The organism is Thermodesulfatator indicus DSM 15286, from assembly GCF_000217795.1.
Taxonomy (GTDB): domain Bacteria; phylum Desulfobacterota; class Thermodesulfobacteria; order Thermodesulfobacteriales; family Thermodesulfatatoraceae; genus Thermodesulfatator; species Thermodesulfatator indicus.
On sequence record NC_015681.1, the window covers coordinates 2,215,765 to 2,232,398 of the forward strand.

General features: G+C 44.5%; 15 protein-coding genes. 10 read left to right on the forward strand and 5 right to left on the reverse strand.

All coding sequences use genetic code 11. From position 1 onward, the window contains the following. Nucleotides 1–41: 41 nt before the first annotated feature. From THEIN_RS10910 to THEIN_RS10930, 5 genes are all read right to left on the reverse strand, one after another. Nucleotides 42–2,528 carry a TIGR03960 family B12-binding radical SAM protein gene (locus THEIN_RS10910; protein WP_041435457.1) on the reverse strand — a complete coding sequence of 829 codons (2,487 nt, stop codon included), beginning with the start codon at nucleotides 2,526–2,528 and terminating at the stop codon, nucleotides 42–44. A 192-nt stretch (nucleotides 2,529–2,720) separates the two neighbouring features. After that, entirely contained in the window at nucleotides 2,721–3,602 is an 882-nt protein-coding gene (galU, locus tag THEIN_RS10915; RefSeq protein WP_013908727.1) for a UTP--glucose-1-phosphate uridylyltransferase GalU, read from the reverse strand. 258 nt (nucleotides 3,603–3,860) lie between these two features. Then, nucleotides 3,861–4,466 carry a zinc ribbon domain-containing protein gene (locus tag THEIN_RS10920; protein ID WP_041434736.1) on the reverse strand — a complete coding sequence of 202 codons (606 nt, stop codon included), beginning with the start codon at nucleotides 4,464–4,466 and terminating at the stop codon, nucleotides 3,861–3,863. Next, nucleotides 4,460–5,635, reverse strand: coding sequence for a type IV pilus twitching motility protein PilT (locus THEIN_RS10925; RefSeq protein ID WP_013908729.1), 1,176 nt, complete (start codon nucleotides 5,633–5,635; stop codon nucleotides 4,460–4,462). Before THEIN_RS10925 ends, THEIN_RS10920 begins: the two co-directional genes overlap by 7 nt. Beyond that, nucleotides 5,632–6,723, reverse strand: a complete 1,092-nt coding sequence (locus THEIN_RS10930; RefSeq protein ID WP_013908730.1) for a type IV pilus twitching motility protein PilT — start codon at nucleotides 6,721–6,723, stop codon at nucleotides 5,632–5,634. The genes THEIN_RS10925 and THEIN_RS10930 overlap by 4 nt, the downstream gene beginning before the upstream one ends. Nucleotides 6,724–6,816: 93 nt before the next feature. Between THEIN_RS10930 and ftsE the strand changes: the two genes are divergently transcribed. The 10 genes from ftsE (at nucleotide 6,817) to THEIN_RS10980 (ending at nucleotide 16,631) form a co-directional block, all read left to right on the forward strand. Continuing rightward, nucleotides 6,817–7,482, forward strand: coding sequence for a cell division ATP-binding protein FtsE (ftsE, locus tag THEIN_RS10935; RefSeq protein ID WP_013908731.1), 666 nt, complete (start codon nucleotides 6,817–6,819; stop codon nucleotides 7,480–7,482). Next, the gene (locus THEIN_RS10940) at nucleotides 7,479–8,354 is read left to right on the forward strand and encodes a cell division protein FtsX (RefSeq protein ID WP_013908732.1); all 876 of its coding nucleotides are present in this window, start codon (nucleotides 7,479–7,481) and stop codon (nucleotides 8,352–8,354) included. The genes ftsE and THEIN_RS10940 overlap by 4 nt, the downstream gene beginning before the upstream one ends. Beyond that, nucleotides 8,306–9,508: a murein hydrolase activator EnvC family protein gene (locus THEIN_RS10945; RefSeq protein WP_013908733.1), complete on the forward strand. Its 1,203-nt coding sequence runs from the start codon at nucleotides 8,306–8,308 to the stop codon at nucleotides 9,506–9,508. Before THEIN_RS10940 ends, THEIN_RS10945 begins: the two co-directional genes overlap by 49 nt. Before the next feature lie 7 nt (nucleotides 9,509–9,515). Continuing rightward, nucleotides 9,516–10,874, forward strand: coding sequence for a S41 family peptidase (locus THEIN_RS10950; protein ID WP_013908734.1), 1,359 nt, complete (start codon nucleotides 9,516–9,518; stop codon nucleotides 10,872–10,874). Nucleotides 10,875–10,931: 57 nt separating this feature from the next. Beyond that, the gene (locus tag THEIN_RS10955) at nucleotides 10,932–11,813 is read left to right on the forward strand and encodes a divergent polysaccharide deacetylase family protein (protein WP_169311179.1); all 882 of its coding nucleotides are present in this window, start codon (nucleotides 10,932–10,934) and stop codon (nucleotides 11,811–11,813) included. After that, nucleotides 11,785–12,873, forward strand: a complete 1,089-nt coding sequence (gene hisC, locus THEIN_RS10960; protein WP_013908736.1) for a histidinol-phosphate transaminase — start codon at nucleotides 11,785–11,787, stop codon at nucleotides 12,871–12,873. Before THEIN_RS10955 ends, hisC begins: the two co-directional genes overlap by 29 nt. Then, nucleotides 12,863–13,552, forward strand: a complete 690-nt coding sequence (gene cmk / locus THEIN_RS10965) for a (d)CMP kinase (RefSeq protein WP_013908737.1) — start codon at nucleotides 12,863–12,865, stop codon at nucleotides 13,550–13,552. The genes hisC and cmk overlap by 11 nt, the downstream gene beginning before the upstream one ends. Beyond that, a complete protein-coding gene (locus THEIN_RS10970) occupies nucleotides 13,539–14,495 on the forward strand; it encodes a glycosyltransferase family 2 protein (protein WP_013908738.1) in 957 nt (318 codons plus the stop codon). The genes cmk and THEIN_RS10970 overlap by 14 nt, the downstream gene beginning before the upstream one ends. After that, nucleotides 14,492–15,397 carry a lysylphosphatidylglycerol synthase transmembrane domain-containing protein gene (locus THEIN_RS10975; protein ID WP_013908739.1) on the forward strand — a complete coding sequence of 302 codons (906 nt, stop codon included), beginning with the start codon at nucleotides 14,492–14,494 and terminating at the stop codon, nucleotides 15,395–15,397. Before THEIN_RS10970 ends, THEIN_RS10975 begins: the two co-directional genes overlap by 4 nt. A gap of 328 nt (nucleotides 15,398–15,725) precedes the next feature. Then, nucleotides 15,726–16,631 carry a DMT family transporter gene (locus THEIN_RS10980; RefSeq protein ID WP_013908740.1) on the forward strand — a complete coding sequence of 302 codons (906 nt, stop codon included), beginning with the start codon at nucleotides 15,726–15,728 and terminating at the stop codon, nucleotides 16,629–16,631. Nucleotides 16,632–16,634: the final 3 nt, after the last annotated feature.

The window sequence follows — 16,634 nt, forward strand, 5'->3', positions numbered from 1 at the left end:
GGGCTTATTATAATAGCCCGAAAAAGAGTGGCTAGTAGTAATTATAAAATTTGCTTTTTGACGATACGCTTAACTTCTAATTCCTCAGGAGAGACTTCCAGCAAGGCCGCTACCACTTCTTGGGCCCGCACACCACCCTCTCTGGGCTCAAAAAGGATCAACAATAACCTGTTGCCCTGGGTTTTAAGGTTAAGCACAAAAGGCCTTAACTCTAGTTCTTTTATCTTTTTACCGCGACGCACCCTTAAAGTAACGCTTCGTTTAGCCATAAACGCATCTATTTTCTCTTGGGGCACAGGTTCAGGAAGAATTATTTCGTATAAGACCTCATCAGGGACTTCTAAGGCCTCCTTAGGTGAAGAAAAAGACACATCTAAAACTTTGATTTCTTCTGGTAACTCTTGATTTAAACGAAATTTTATTTCATCTGGCTCAAGTTGTTTAAGCAGTTCAATGGCCGCTATCTCGCCAAGGCTTTCAACACCTACAGGCAAGGCCTTGGCGAAAGATATACGAGGAAGAGGATGGAAACCCTCGCTAAAGGCCACAGGGAGCTTGGCCCTTCTTACCGCTCGGTGAAACTGGTTCATAAGTTCAATCTGGGATAGAAACCGAAGAAATCCTCTTTTCTGATAAATCAGACGGTAAGTAAAACGGCCTTCTTCTTCAATTTTGGGTGGCTCAACAGGAGGAAATTCACAATCTTTGGCCAGGACATTTTTTATAACTTTAAAGTCACAAACCCCACACTTAAGGCACTTTTTATAGCGGCAATCAGGTGAAATTTCCTGGGCCAAAGAATGTTCTCTTTCGGCCAATAGGAATTCTTTGGTAACACCGAGATCAAGGTGGTCCCAAGGAAGAGGCTCATCAAGCGCGCGGGGCCTTAAAAAGTCCTCAAGGTCAAGACCCAGGCTCTCAGCCGCCGAAAGCCACACATCAAAGTTGAACTCATCGCTCCAGCTATCAAGCCTTGCCCCCCTACGATAGGCCTCTAAAATTAGGGCTGAAAGGCGTCTGTCTCCCCTTGAAAATACCCCCTCAAGGAAACTCTGCTCAGGCTTGTGCCATTTGAACTTTAATTTGCGTCCTGAAAGGGCCTTTTTTAGCCAGGTAAGCTTCTCTCTGGTTTCAGCAAGGGTTATCTGGCGCTCCCATTGAAAGGCCGTATGCGGCTTAGGTACAAAGGTAGAGACAGAGACATTTACCTGTGGGCCTATTCTTCCTTTTATTCTGGTAAGTCTTTTTGAAAGACGCACTATGCCTTCAAGGTCTTTTTCTGTTTCCGTAGGAAGACCAATCATAAAATAAAGTTTTAAATGCCGCCAGCCCGCTTCAAAAGCTTTAAGGGCGGTGTCAAAAAGATCTTCTTCGCGTATGTCTTTGTTGATAACCCGCCGCAAACGCTCGGTGCCCGCTTCGGGAGCCAGGGTAAAACCGGTTTTGCGCACCTTTCTAATTTCAGAGATTATGGTCTCGTTTAAGCTTCCCACCCGCAGAGAAGGAAGGGAAATGGCTATTTTTTCTGGTAAAAAGCGTCGGTTAAAACCGACGATAAGCTCGGTGAGGCAGGTATAATCACCGGCTGAAAGGGAAAGAAAAGAAATTTCGTCCCAGCCGGTGGCGGCAAGCCCCTCTTCGGCCATTTCAAGAAGGCGCTTGGGGCTCCTTTCGCGCACCGGGCGGTAAAAACTGCTTGCCTGACAAAACCTACAACCGCGAGTACAACCACGAGAGATCTCAAGGGCCAGGCGATCATGAGCTATTTCCATCCAGGGAACAATGGGCCGCCAGTCATAGGGTACCACGTCTAAGTCTGGCACTACGCGGCGCTTTATCTTTTCGTAATCAGGTTTTAAAGGCTCAAGGGCCTTAAAGCGCCCCTTTTCGTAAACGGGTTTAAAAAAAGAAGGCACGTAAATACCAGGTATCTCCGATAAAGCATTGAGTATTTCTTTCCGAGAAGCGCGGGCTTCACGGGCTGAAGTCATAACATCGACTACCTCAAGAATAGCCTCTTCGCCTTCACCGATAATCAAGGCATCATAAAAATCAGCTACTGGTTCAGGGTTTGAGACTACCGAGCCTCCACCGAGGATAATAGGGTCATTTTCTCGGCGCTCTCGAGCTAAAAGAGGAATCCCCGAAAGTTCAAGGATATTGACCAGGTTAGTAGCACATAATTCATAGGGAAAGCTCATACCAATTAAATCAAAGTCTTTTAGAGGACGCCTGGCCGTGAGAGAAAGATAGGGAATTTTTTCTTTACGCAAAAGTTCTTCAAGGTCTCTGGCCGGAGCATAGGCCCTGTCAACAAAGATGTCCTCTCGCTGGCTCAAAATCAGATAAAGAATAAGGAGCCCTATATGAGACATGCCCACTTCATAAAGGTCAGGAAAGACCAGGCACACCCTTAGGCGCACTTCTTCAAAGGGACGAAAGACAGTATTTATTTCCCGGCCCAGATAACGTGAAGGCTTGCGCACCTTGGCCAGTATCTCTTCAAAACGGCTCGCCCAATTACTCATGGCCATGAGCTTAACACATGGAAGGACTATACGTTAGAGATACCTTTGCAAAATTAGAAATTGTAAGTTGAGATGACCATGGTGACTGCATCGCTTCGCGACAGGGATTGCTTCGGCACGAGATTGCTTCGCTCGCTGATCCCTTCGCTTTGCTCGGGACATACTCGCTCACATGACGAAAAGAGAACGTGACTAAAGATTATTAATTTTTTCTTTTAAAAATTGTTTGACCTTTTCTCCTATCTCTGGATGTTTTAGGGCAAAAGTTATAACTGCTTGCATAAAACCAAATTTATCTCCGGCATCGTAACGGGTGCCTTCAAATTCGTAAGCATAAACCGGGTAGTCGTCTTTTAAAGCTGAAAGGGCGTCGGTTAGCTGGATTTCGCCACCAACTCCGGGCTTGGTCCTGGCTAGGTAATCGTAAATCTCTGGAATCAAAATGTAGCGGCCGATAATAGCTAAGTCAGAATCAATTTCTCCTGGTTCGGGCTTTTCTTTCATCTCTCGCACTCTGATAATCCTATCTCCCACTTTTTCGCCAGCCACTATGCCGTAACGAAAAATTTCCTCTTTGGGAACCCGTTGCACGGCTATAACCGGGCCCTTAAATTCTCCAAAAATTTCTATCATCTGCTTAAGGCAGGGAATCTCTGAATCTACCAGGTCATCTCCCAAAAGCACGGCAAAGGGTTCACGCCCTACCACATGCCGGGTTACATAAATTGCATGCCCGAGACCTAGGGGCTTTTTCTGGCGTACCGAGATAATATCTTCTATTAAGTTGGTTACCCGTCTAACTTCTTCAAGGAGCTTTAGCTTACCTTTGGCCTCAAGGTAAGATTCTAGTTCATAGGAGTAGTCAAAGTGGTTTTCAATGGCCGATTTCCCAGAAGACGTTACTAAGATTACCTGTTTTACCCCGGAGTTAACGGCCTCTTCTACGATATATTGAATGGTAGGACGGTCAACCACGGTTAACATTTCTTTAGGAATGGCCTTAGTGGCCGGCAAAAAGCGCGTGCCAAGCCCTGCTACCGGAAGAACAGCCTTTCTAATAGTAGAATGAGACATAACCTACCTCCTCCCTCTTTAAAACTTTTCCTTGTCAATGCAAGCATACCATATTTGTCACCGCAAGCCCGTATGGGCTAAGCAGTCTCTACCGAAAATGAGAGAGATTTCTTCGGCCTCTAGCGAGGCCTCGCAATGACAGAGTTAAATTAAAACCTCGCAATGACAGGGTTAAATTAAAACCATACAATGACAATATAAAAAGTAACTCGCAAACTTTTTTAATGATAAATAAGATCTAACCAAGGAAAAAGCAAGTTAAATTTCTTTGGCAAGAGATTCTTCCACCTGCTTAAAAGGATAATAAAAGTCTCGCCAGATTTTTTGGCCCCGGTTAAGAATTTCAGAAAAGCGAGGGATATCACTGGTATTTACCACTATCTCTACACTAGCCAGAAAGGCCGGACGAGGGTCAAGAGTACGGGCCTTATCCGTTATCCAGACGACAAAGATCTGTCTCCTTTCAGGCATAGGTAATGAATTCAAAATATCGATATAAGGCCTTATTTTTTCTTCTTCTGCCGCCAAAACTACGAGAGCAGGTGTTTCAAAACGCAACCACTGGGTAAGAAGCGAAGGCTTTTTTAGAAGGCGCACTTCATAGCCAGTTTTTATCAGGTCTTTTAAAAGCTTCCCTTTTTCCTCAGCAATATCCCAGAACACGAGAGCTAGAGATTTATCTATAAGAAGAGCAGGCTCATCAACAGTGTCAACCAGGTCTTCTTTTTCGCTTTGTTTATTTTTTATAGGTTCAAGGGTTCCGCCACACTCCGGGCAAGGTAACGAAAGAAAATCATCTACCCGCGATTCTCCTTTAAGTTTAAAACGCTTACCACAGTTAAGACATTTTACTTCGCTCACCATTTCCTCCGGTTTTCTATTTCAATTTCAAGGGATTCTTCAAGGTCACTGGTTCTTTCCCCGCGCTTGGTCTTTATCAAATCAATACCTCGGCCTACTACATCCCTTCGCGCACAATAAGCCAGTGCCACTTCTTCGGTGATGATTCCTTTATCGTATAAGTAAAGTAGATGCTGATCAAAAGTTTGCATGGAATAAGGAGAGCCTTTAGTCATAATGTCGTAAAAGGTCCTGTTTTCGTCTTCACCTTTGATGATGGTTTCCTTGGCCCGAATATTGTTATAAAGGATGTCAAAGATAGCCACCCGGCCTCCTTCTTTTTTGGGAATAAGTTTTTGGCCCACTATCCAGCGCACAGTATCGGCCAGACGCATACGCACCTGTCTTTCTTCGTCTATATTGAAAAAGCCAAGAATACGGTTGATGGTATTCCCCGCGCCTACGGTGTGCATAGTGGAAAATACCAGGTGACCAGTCTCCGCCGCCGAAAGAGCCACTTCCATGGTGTCACGATCACGAATTTCTCCCACAAGGATTACGTGAGGGGCCTGACGCAAAGCCGCCCTTAAACCATTAGCAAAGGAATCAAAGTCTCTACCAAGCTCCCTCTGGTTAAAGGTAGATAAAGCCGGGGGATGAACGTATTCCACCGGATCTTCAAGGGTAATGATGTGTAGTGGTTCAGAATGGTTTATTTCTTCAAGAATAGCCGCAAGGGTTGTGGTTTTACCCTGGCCTGTGGCACCGGTTACCAGGACAATGCCTGCTTTTTCCTTGGCTATTTTGTAGCAGGCTTTGGGAAGGCCCAAGTCTTTGATACGCGGTGGCCTTGAGGCCAGCTTTCTCATCACAATGGAATAAGCCCCCTGTGAAGAAAAGACATTTACCCTGAAACGAGTACCATCAGGCAGGTGATAGGAAAAATCAGCCGAACCTGTGCGCAACAAATCTTTTAAAAGGCGCCTTTGTTTGCCTATGAGGCCAAAGGCCAGGACTTCGGTTTGAAAAGGAGTAAGTTTTTTTAAAGAAAACGAGGGAAGTTCTACGGGATAAAGTTTGCCGTCAGCGGCCACCTGTAGGGGCCGTCCGGGGGTGAATACCAAATCACTTATCCGTTCTCTGGTTTCGGCAAGGCGAGAAATGAGTTCTACTAATTCCGCCGGTCTTATCATGAGGGCACCTCGGTAAAATCGCTGAGTTCTTTATTATTCACCAAAGGCAGGAAGCGGGCTTTATCCACCGCCTTGTTAAGGGCCTCCTCAGGTGAAATATAACCCTTTTGCAACAACTCCATGATAGAATCATCAAGGCTTCTCATGCCGAACCTCTTTCCGGTCTGGATAACCGAAGGCAGCTGGTAGGTCTTGCCTTCGCGAATCAAGTTTCTAGCCGCTGGCGTGGCTATAAGGATCTCAAAGGCCACCACACGCCCGGGCTTATCTATGCGCTTAAACATGGTTTGTGAAACCACGGCTCGTAAAGCATCGGCCAGAGTTGAGCGAACTTGGGGTTGTTGTTCATGGGGAAAGATTTCAATGATACGGTCAACGGTTTTGGGAGCGTTCAAGGTATGAAGGGTGGCCAGCACCAAATGACCGGTCATAGCGGCTTCAATGGCGAGAGAAATAGTCTCAAGGTCTCGCATTTCACCCACCATGATGATGTCCGGGTCTTCACGTAAGGCAGAGCGCAAGGCCGCGGCAAAGCTTTTGGTATGCACTCCTACCTCTCGCTGGTTTACCAGACAGCCATAGGACTTGTGAACAAATTCTATCGGGTCTTCTATGGTTAAAATGTGGTCCTGACGATTTTTGTTGGCGTAATCAATGATAGCCGCAAGAGTTGTTGATTTACCTGAGCCGGTAGGCCCGGTCACCAGCACAAGCCCTTTAGGCAGCATGGCGAGCTTGGTAAGGATGGGCGGAAGCCCGAGTTCTTCGGCGGTCTTTACCTGAGAGGGAATAAGCCTGAAGACCGCGCCCACGCCGTTTTTTTGCTGGAACATATTTACACGAAAACGGGCCAGGCCTGGTAGCTCAAAACCAAAGTCAATATCGCCAGTTTCTTCAAAGACCTTGATACGATCTTCAGGGGTAATTTCGTAAAGCATGGCCTTTAACTCGTCGTTTTCAAGGACCTTGTATTTCACCCGCTGAAGATCACCGTGAATCCGCATAAGCGGGGGGTTACCCGAGGCCATGTGCAGGTCAGAGGCCCCACTTTCTACCATTAATTTTAAAAAGGCATCAATCTTGGCCATAGCTCCCTCCTTGATCAGATAAATCGGAGAGATGCCGATAAGTCTTAAATGAAAAGATTGCACTTAAAAAAAGGGTTGATATAATCGCGGCCAATGGAAGATATTTTGCGTCTAGAACGGGTATCTAAAGTCTATAAACCGAACATTCGGGCCCTTGATGACATCACTTTCAGCGTGGCCAAGGGAGAGTTTATTTTTATAACCGGGCCAAGCGGTTCAGGGAAAAGCACCCTTCTTAACTTGATTTTCCGGGCCGAAAAACCGACTTCCGGAGAAATCTTTTTTGAAGGAAGGCCCCTTTCAAGTTTCCCCCGTAAAGAAATTCCCTTTTTAAGGCGTAAAATTGGCTTTGTTTTTCAGGATTTCAAACTCCTTGAGAATCACACTGTTTTTGAAAATGTAGCCATCTCCCTTGAAATTCAGGATATTCCCGAAGGAGAAATTAGATACCGGGTGCTCAAAATCTTAAAACGCCTGGGATTAGCCGGCAAAGAAAATCAGCTGGTAAAACAACTCTCAGGAGGAGAAAAGCAAAGAGTAGCCCTGGCCCGGGCGGTCATAAACAGGCCAAGGCTTCTTCTTGCCGATGAACCCACTGGAAACCTTGACGCTCGCCGCACAGAAGAAGTCATGGAAATCTTTGAAGACTTAAACGCCGAAGGTACTACTATCATCTTGGCCACCCACGATCATTCTCTTTTTGTGGACAGTCACCGGCGGGTTTTACTCTTAGATGAGGGGAGGTTACTTAACCCTTGAGGCAGGTTTTTAGCCGAGCACTTAAAGAATTTCGCAGCACCCCTGGCACTTATGTGGCCGCTACTCTGGTTATTGCGCTGGGTTTGACGGTCTTTTCTTTTTTCGGGCTAATTTATTTCAATCTGATACATTTTACCGAACAAATTGCCAGGGAATTGGTGTTAAACGTTTATTTAGAACCTAAGACTGACTCTGTTATCGTCCAGAGATTAATCAACGAGATAGAAAAAAACCCGATGGTGGCTCAAGTTTCTTTTGTTCCCTCTGACAAAGTGTTAGAAGAGTTGAGTCGCCTTTTTGAGGATCAGGAACTGGTAAAAGATATAAAACCTGACTTTCTGCCCCCGGTTCTACTGGTTTCTTTTAAAGACCCTTTTCTGGCCCTAAACAAACTAAAAGACTTTTCGGAATACCTGTCACAAAAAAAGGCAGTATTAAAGGTCCAGTTTGCCCAGAGCTGGCTGGTAAGACTGGCCAATATTAAAAAATTTCTTGAAATTTTTTCTTTATCCGGCCTAATTCTTGTGGGCTTAGCCACGGTCTTTGTTATCAGCCTGGTCGTGCGTCTTTCCCTCGCGCAACGGGAAAAAGAGCTAGAAATTCTCTCTCTAGTAGGGGCAACTCCTGGATTTATTCAAAATCCCTTAATATTTCTGGCTGCCATTCAAGGTCTTTTGGCCTCAGCCATGTCTCTCGCCCTGGTTTATTTTTTAAAGACTTATCTTGACAGGGCCATAAAAGGCTTTTTCCCGGGTTTTACCGGAACTCTTATCTTCTGGGACAAATTACAGCTTTTCAGCTTAGCTTTAGGGGTGGTGTTACTTTGCGTAATAGCTTCTTATGGGGCCTCGCGGCGTTACTTGCGCTATTAGTTGGCCAGGTAACGGCGGTCGTGCCCCCTGAAAAAATAAAAGAAAAATCCGCTATCCTTGAAGAACTCTCCGTGAAAGAGAAAAAGATTCTCAAAGAACTAGAAGAGTTATCCCAAAAAATTAATAAAAAACAAAAAGAAATTGACCTTTTAGAAGACCAAATAGCCGAACGAGACCTTATAATCTTCAATCTTTCCCAAAAAATCAAAGAACGAGAAGCAAAAATTAAAGAACTTGAAAAGTTATTCAGAGAAAGGCTAAAAGTGCTGGCCACCATGGGGAAGGTAGGCTGGCTCAATTTGCTCTTTGCGCCAAGTGATATCTCTTCATTTTTGCGAAAACAGGAATACATAAACCTTGTTCTCTTGCACGATAAAGAATTGGCCAGCCAACTTAAAGAAGAAAAGGCTAAACTCGAACGGGAAAAAAAGATTGTTCTTACAGAAAAAGCTCGCCTGGAAGAGCTAAGGCAGCGATTTCAAGAGGAAAAACAGGTTCTAGAAAGGCTTAAACAGGAAAAGAAGGCCTTACTTGAAGAAGTAAGGCGAAACAAGAGGCTCTATGCCGAAACCCTTAAAATGTTAAAGGCTGCTTATGCCGCCATTGCCCAGATGGCCGAAGAACTCCAAAAGACAAGGCAGGAACTTGAAAGCACCAAAACCCAGATTGAAGAGATAAAAAAAGAAAAATCTCCCGAAGAAAGCCTCATCCCCGAAATAAAAAAGTCCCCGTCTCTTCTGGAAGTTAAGGGCCTTCTTCCCCCACCGGTTCCGGGCACAGTGATCAAAACTTACGGCACCGAAATAGACCCTATAACCGGTGAGAAAAAATTTAACAAAGGTATAACTATTGCTGCTCCAGCAGGCACCCCGGTGAAGACCCCTTACGCTGGAAAAATATTAAAAATTTCCTACATACAGGGCCAGGGTATAGTTATTTTCATTGATCACGGTTATTATTTCTTGTCGGTTATCGGTGGTTTGGGTAATGTAAGTAAGAGTTTAGGTGATATGGTTTCCACGGGTGAAGTTATTGGTGAGGTAGGCGAAGTGCCCTTTGGGAAACCCCATGTTTATTACGAATTACGCTACAAGGGCAAGCCCTTAAACCCTTTGGATTGGCTTGATATAAACCAACTTAAATTTAGGCCGTGAGGTGAACATGAAAAATCGTAAAGTTTTTTCGTCGGCAGTATTGGTAGTGGTTTTAGGTTTTTTCCTTTTGGGGACGTTTTTAGGGCATAATCTCCTCTCTGCTCCTACCAGAAAAGAAAACGATATTTACCAGCAGCTCAAGCTCTTCTCCCAGGTGCTTGACCTGGTGCAAAAAAGTTACGTAAAAGAAGTTGATCCTAAAGAGCTCATTTACGGTGCCATTCAGGGAATGTTAACTAACCTTGACCCGCATTCGTCTTTCCTGAAACCTGAAGATTTCAAAGAACTTGAAATAGAAACCAAGGGATCTTTTACCGGTATAGGTATAGAAATAACCATAAAAGACGGGGTTCTTACGGTGGTGGCTCCCATTGAAGGCACCCCTGCCTGGAAGGCCGGCCTTAAACCTGGAGACAAAATCATAAAAATAAACGGCAAGCCTACCAAGGGAATGAGTCTCCTTGATGCCGTAAAACTTTTAAGAGGGCCTAAAGGCACTAAAGTAACTATCCATATATACCGTGAGGGTTTTAACGAACTCAAAGAAATAACCCTGGTTCGTGACGTAATCCCTATAAAGAGTGTACGCTACTTCACCGTTGAGCCAGGTTACGGCTACATTCGTATTACCAACTTCCAGGAAAAGACACCCAAAGAATTAGTCAAAGCCTTAACGGCCCTTGAAAAAGAAAACAAACCCATGAAAGGGCTTATCATTGATTTAAGAAACAATCCTGGAGGGCTTTTGAGTTCTGCCGTAAAAGTAGCTGACGAGTTTATTGACAAAGGCCTCATAGTTTACACCAAAGGCCGCATCAAGCAGCAAAACATGCGCTTTGAAGCCACTCCAAACAAGAGAAAACACCCCTATCCCATAGTGGTTCTTGTGAACGAAGGCAGTGCTTCGGCTTCAGAAATTGTAGCCGGGGCCCTGCAAGACCATCATCGCGCTATTTTAGTTGGTAACACCACTTTTGGAAAAGGCTCTGTTCAGACTATCATTCCCTTACCTGATGGTTCAGCGGTAAGGCTTACTACGGCCCAGTATTACACTCCCAGCGGCCGTTCCATTCAGGCCAAAGGTATAGAACCGGACATAAAAGTTCCATTTCTTGACCCTGAATGCCTGAAAAAGGCCGAAAAGAAAACCCATGTCTTGAGGGAAAAAGATCTGGCCCATCATCTTGAAAACGGCAATCCCAAGTCAGAAAAAGAAAAGAATCAACCCGAAACCCAAAAAGTTAAAGAAAAAACTCCAAAAGACGTTTACAAGTGGGAAGAGCGTCTTAAGTATGACAACCAGTTTCAAGAGGCTTTAAGAATCCTTAAAAGCTGGCACATTATTACTTCTGTAAAAATCAAGTAAATGCCCCGCCGTAAAAAGCCAAAAAGGCCTGCTCCATCGCGTCTGGGGTGGGCCTTTTTGTTTTTATTACTGCTTGTCTCAATACTTGCAGCCCTTTGGGTTTTAAGGCCCATGGTAGAAAAGCCAAGAGAGCTTCCTCAGGTAGCTGGCTATCCTAAAAAACCGTTACCAGAGCCTAAAGTCTCAAAACCTTTAGCTCCCAGAAAGCCTGTTCCTCAACCCCAAAGGGCACTTACCCCTTCTACCCCAAAAGAAAAACTTCCGGTAGCCTGCATAATCATCGATGATATGGGGCAAAATCCTTCTCTTGAAAGGAAGTTTTTCAAGCTCGGCTTAAGGTTAAATTTTTCTTTTTTACCAGAGGCCCCTTTCACCAAAAGGCTTGCCACTGAAGCCCACGCCCGCGGCTTTGAAGTACTGGTGCACTTACCCCTTGAGGCCCATCAGGTTTATGACCACAGTCACATTCTTCGCTTGAACTTAAACCAGGATGAGTTAAAAAAACAGGTGCGCTTTTTGGTAAAAAAAGTACCTTACGCCATAGGAGTTAATCATCACATGGGCTCGGCTTTTACCGAAGATGAAACACATGTTTACTGGCTGCTTTCAGAAATTAAGGCCATGGGGCTTTTTTATGTTGATAGCCGCACCACTCCTTATACTAAAATTCCCGAAGTAGCCAAAAAATTAGGGCTTCCTTTTGCCGAAAGAAATATATTTCTGGATGATAGCACAGACTTTAAAAGTATTTGCCGTTATCTGGACAAACTTATAAAGGAAGCCCAAAAAAGGCCGGTGGTGGCCATTGGGCATCCACATCCCAACACCCTTAAAGCCCTAGAGGCTTACGAAAACAGACTAAAAACCCAGGTCAATCTGGTGCCAATAAGTGAATTTTTGAGGGAAAAATATGATAAAGCCGTACTTGAAAGATTTTAAACCCTATCCGCCAGGTAAACCCATTGAAGAACTCAGACGAGAGCTGGGAATAGAAGGCCCTATTGTTAAACTGGCCTCAAATGAAAATCCCTTTGGCCCTTCGCCCAAAGCCATAGAGGCCATAAAGGAGGCCGCTAAAGACGTTCACCGTTACCCAGATCCTTCTGGCTATGAACTAAAAAAGGCTCTGGCGCAAAAACTTGGCGTCAAACCTGAAGAAATAGTCCTGGGAAACGGCTCAAACGAAGTTATCGACCTTCTGGTAAAGGCCTTGCTCGCGCCAGGGGATACAGCCCTTATGAGTGAGCCTTCATTTTTGATGTATGAAAAATTCGTCCAGGCCGCTGGCGGAAACATCAAAAAGATTCCCCTGAAAAACTTAAGGCATGATCTCTTTGCTTTAGCCGGAGCCATAGATGAAAAAACGCGGCTTTTATTTCTTGATAATCCTCACAACCCCACAGGAAGTATTATCAAACACCATGAATTTGAAAGCTGGATTAAAGACTTACCAAAAAATATTCTGATTGTGCTTGACGAGGCTTATATCGAATTCAATGAAGACCCTGAAATAATAAATGGCCTTAAATTTAAGGACCATAAACCTCCTGTGGCCATTCTCAGGACCTTTTCAAAGGCTTACGGTCTTGCTGGTTTAAGGATTGGCTACGGAATAATGAATCAGGCGCTGGCTGATGTTTTAAACGCCATAAGACAGCCTTTCAACGTAAATAGCCTGGCCTTAACCGCAGCTAAAGTGGCCCTTGAAGACGAAAAATACTTTAAGCAAGTTTTGAATACCTTTCTTGAAGAAAGAAAGCGGCTGACCGAAGCCCTTAAGCGTTTTGGCTTGAAGCCCTACCCTTCACAGGCCAATTTCATTTTAGTAGAAGTTGGGCAAAGTGGTCAAAAGCTCTATCAGGCCCTTTTGCGAAAGGGAGTAATCATCAGAAACACTGAAGCCTACGGTTTCTCCACCTGTGTGCGCATAAGCATTGGCACACCAGAAGAAAACGACTTTTTCCTGGCCAAACTGAAGGAGGTCTTAAATGAGGCCTAGAGGCCTTCTTATTACCATAGACGGGCCTGCGGGGGCGGGGAAAAGTACCGTAGCCAAAAAGCTGGCCAAAAAACTTGGTTATCTCTATTTAGATACCGGGGCCATGTATCGGGTAGTGGCCCTGGCTGCCCAAAGATTGGGCCTTGACTTCCAGGACAAAGAAAAACTTGGAGAGCTTGCCCGAACCCTTGACTTTAAGCTGGTGCCTGCTGAAAACGGAGTAAAAGTATTTTTAGGCCACGAAGACGTTAGCGAGGCCATTCGTACGCCAGAAATAGACAGACTTTCTTCAGTAGTAGCCAGAATTCCCAGTGTACGCGAGGCTCTAAAGATAAGGCAACAGGCTATGGGAAAAGATGGCGGCGTTATAGCTGAAGGAAGAGATATGGGAAGCGTAGTCTTTCCCGATGCGGAAATTAAGTTTTTTATCACCGCAAGTTTAGAGGCCCGCGCCAAAAGACGCTATGAGGAACAAAAGCAAAGGGGCCTTAAAGTTTCTTTTGAGGAAGTGCTTTCAAATCTTCGCGAACGAGACGAAAGAGACAGCAAGCGCGAAGTGGCTCCTCTGGTTGTTCCCGAAGGGGCCCTTGTGATTGATACTTCAGGTCTCACTCCAGATCAGGTGCTAGAGATAGTCCTTAAAGAAATAGAAAAGGTGAAAAAGAATGGAAAAAGCTGATGCCCCTTATCTCTCAATCGTTATCCCGGTGTTTAACGAAGAAGAAAACATACCCCTTCTGTTGGAAAACATAGAAAAGGCCTTAAAAAACTTTAAAAAAGCTTTTGAAGTAATCATCGTTGACGATGGCTCAACGGATAATTCTTTAAAAATACTAAAAGAACTTAAACCTAAGTACCCTTGGCTAAAAATTGTGGCTTTAAGGCGTAATTTCGGTCAAAGTGCGGCCTTTACCGCGGGCATTGACCACGCCAAAGGCAAAGTCATCGTCACCATGGATGGAGACCTGCAAAATGACCCTCGCGATATCCCCAAGCTTTTAGAAAAAATAGAAGAAGGATACGACGTAGTCTCTGGCTGGCGTAAAGACCGCAAGGATCCTTTTATATCAAGACGCCTGCCTTCTATGATGGCCAACGCCCTTATTTCCCGTTTCACCCATGTAAAGCTCCATGATTATGGCTGTTCCCTTAAAGCCTATCGCGCCGAAGTAATCAAAGGGGTAACCATTTACGGCGAACTTCATCGCTTTATACCGGCTCTGGTAGGGCTATCAGGGGCCCGAGTGGCCGAAGTTGAAGTAACGCATCATCCCAGGCGTTATGGCCGTAGTAAATACGGCATTTCCCGTACTTATAGGGTTATTCTTGACCTTTTATTGATGATCTTTTTTAGAAAATTTGCCACTAAACCTTTACATATATTTGGTTTAACTGGTGGTACCCTCTTTTTACTTGGCCTGGGCATAGAACTTTATTTAAGCTTTTTGAAAATTTTTATGGGGCAAGATATTGGCCAGAGGCCCCTTTTAATTTTGGGTGTTCTTTTGATTCTTACAGGCATTAATCTTTTGGGAACCGGACTTTTGGCTGAGTTGGTAATAAGAACCTATTACGAATCATCTGGTAAAAGGATCTATAGCGTGCGTGAGGTAATTGAGTGAAAAAATATCTTTCTTTTTTTCTCAAACTGGCCGTAAGCGCAACCCTTCTCTTTTATCTTTTTAGACAGACTAATTTTGATCTCTTATTCCAGACATTTAAACAAGTCTCTCCAGAATGGCTTACTGCGTCAATAATGGTCTTTTTTGTGTTTCAGTTAGTAAGTGCTTTTAGGTGGTATGAAATTCTTAAAGTGCTTGGGTTCAAAAAGAATGTATCTTTTATTTGCCGTGTTTATTTCATAGGCATGTTTTTCAACGCCTTCTTGCCCGGCATATTTGGAGGTGACCTGGTCCGCATCTTTTATCTGGTAAAAGAAGGAAGCAGTAAAACTGTAGCCAGTTTCAGTGTGGTATATGATCGGGCCTTTGGCTTTTTAGGGGCCCTCTTTTTGTTGTTAATTTTTGTACCTTTAGAAGGAAATTTTATACCTGCTCACACCCGTCACAGTATCTTTTATTTTTCGGTGACGGTCTTAGCTCTTACCTTCGTGATAGTCCTTTTTTCCAAGTTCTGGCAGGAACGCCTGGGAAACAATTTAGCACACACTTTAACCCTAGTTCTTAAAATAAAAAATTTTCTTAAACTCTTTTATTTAGGACTAGCGGTTCAAGTTCTATACAATATCCATGTAGCTTTGTTAGGCAAAAGTCTAGGCATATCTATTCCCTGGCTCAAATACTTTTTGATTATCCCGCTTATGGGGATTCTCGCAAGCCTTCCTATAAGCCTAGGAGGCTTTGGCGTCCGCGAAGGAACCCTGGCTTATTTTCTAAACCTTTTAGGAGAACCCAAAGAAATGGGAATTGCCCTTGGTTTTTTAACTTACGGCGTGGCCCTTATCGGCGGGGCCGTAGGCGGGTACTTCTATTTACGCGGAGACAGAGCTAAAGATAACAATTAAGACCTTTACAAAACGTTTTTACTTGAGAGACTGCTTCGTCGCCTACAGCTCCTCACAGTGACTAAATGGCTAAAGGCTAAGGGCTCTCACTTTCCACTTCTTACTTATACTCACGATGAGCCCTGCAGGGCCGACAAAGTGGCCCAGGAGGGTCATTGGAAGCCATTTTCTTACACCGTCATTGTATGGGGGGTAAAAACCCCCTGGCCGCCTTGTTATCCCTCCTACCTATACAAAGGTGGTTGTAGGGTTAAGCGGGAACATTAGTTCCGCCCCGCCTTTAAAAGTTTTTGATAACCTCTGGCCTAGATGTTAGGCTTACGGATTCATGAATACCTACAAAGCTGACTTTTTACTTCTTCTGGCGGCTATCATCTGGGGTGGGGCCTTTGTTGTCCAGCGTATGGGCATGGATCACATTGGTCCTTTGTGGTTCAACGGTATAAGATTTGGCCTGGGGTGTTTAAGCCTATTGCCTCTTATATGGTACCGAAGAAAAAAGGGAATAACTCAGCCTTTTCTTTATCCAACTAATAGAAATACTTTTTTAAAAGCAGGATTTCTGGTTGGTACGCTTTTGTTTCTGGCCAGTATTCTTCAGCAGGTTGGCATAGTCTATACCACCGCTGGTAAGGCAGGCTTCATTACCGGTCTCTATGTGGTTATGGTGCCTCTTTTAGGGCTTTTCTGGAAACAAAGGCCCGGACTTGGAGTCTGGATAGGTGTTATTCTGGCGGCAACAGGTCTTTATTTCTTGTCTATCACCGAGGAATTCACCATCGCCTACGGAGATTTTTTAGTATTTCTCTGTGCCATGGTCTTTTCATTACATGTTTTAGCTATTGGCTGGTTCGCCCCTAGGGTAGATTGCATTGAACTGGCTTCTTTTCAGTTTGGGCTAACATCTATTTTGAGTTTATGGGCAGCCCTTTTTTTAGAGGATATTTCCTGGCAAGCTTTAAAGGGAGCAGTTATCCCTATTCTTTACAGTGGTTTTATGTCTGCAGGGATCGCTTTTACCTTACAGATCGTGGCCCAAAGAGATGCCCCTCCAGCGCATGCGGCTATTATCATGAGTCTTGAATCAGTATTTGCCGCCCTTGCCGGTTGGTTTATTTTGGGAGAGACTCTTAACGTACGAGAGATTTTTGGATGCATTCTTATGTTTGCCGGAATGCTTACAGCTCAACTATGGCCATTGCTTCGTAACCACCGAGCCGAAATAAGTGCTTAAAGG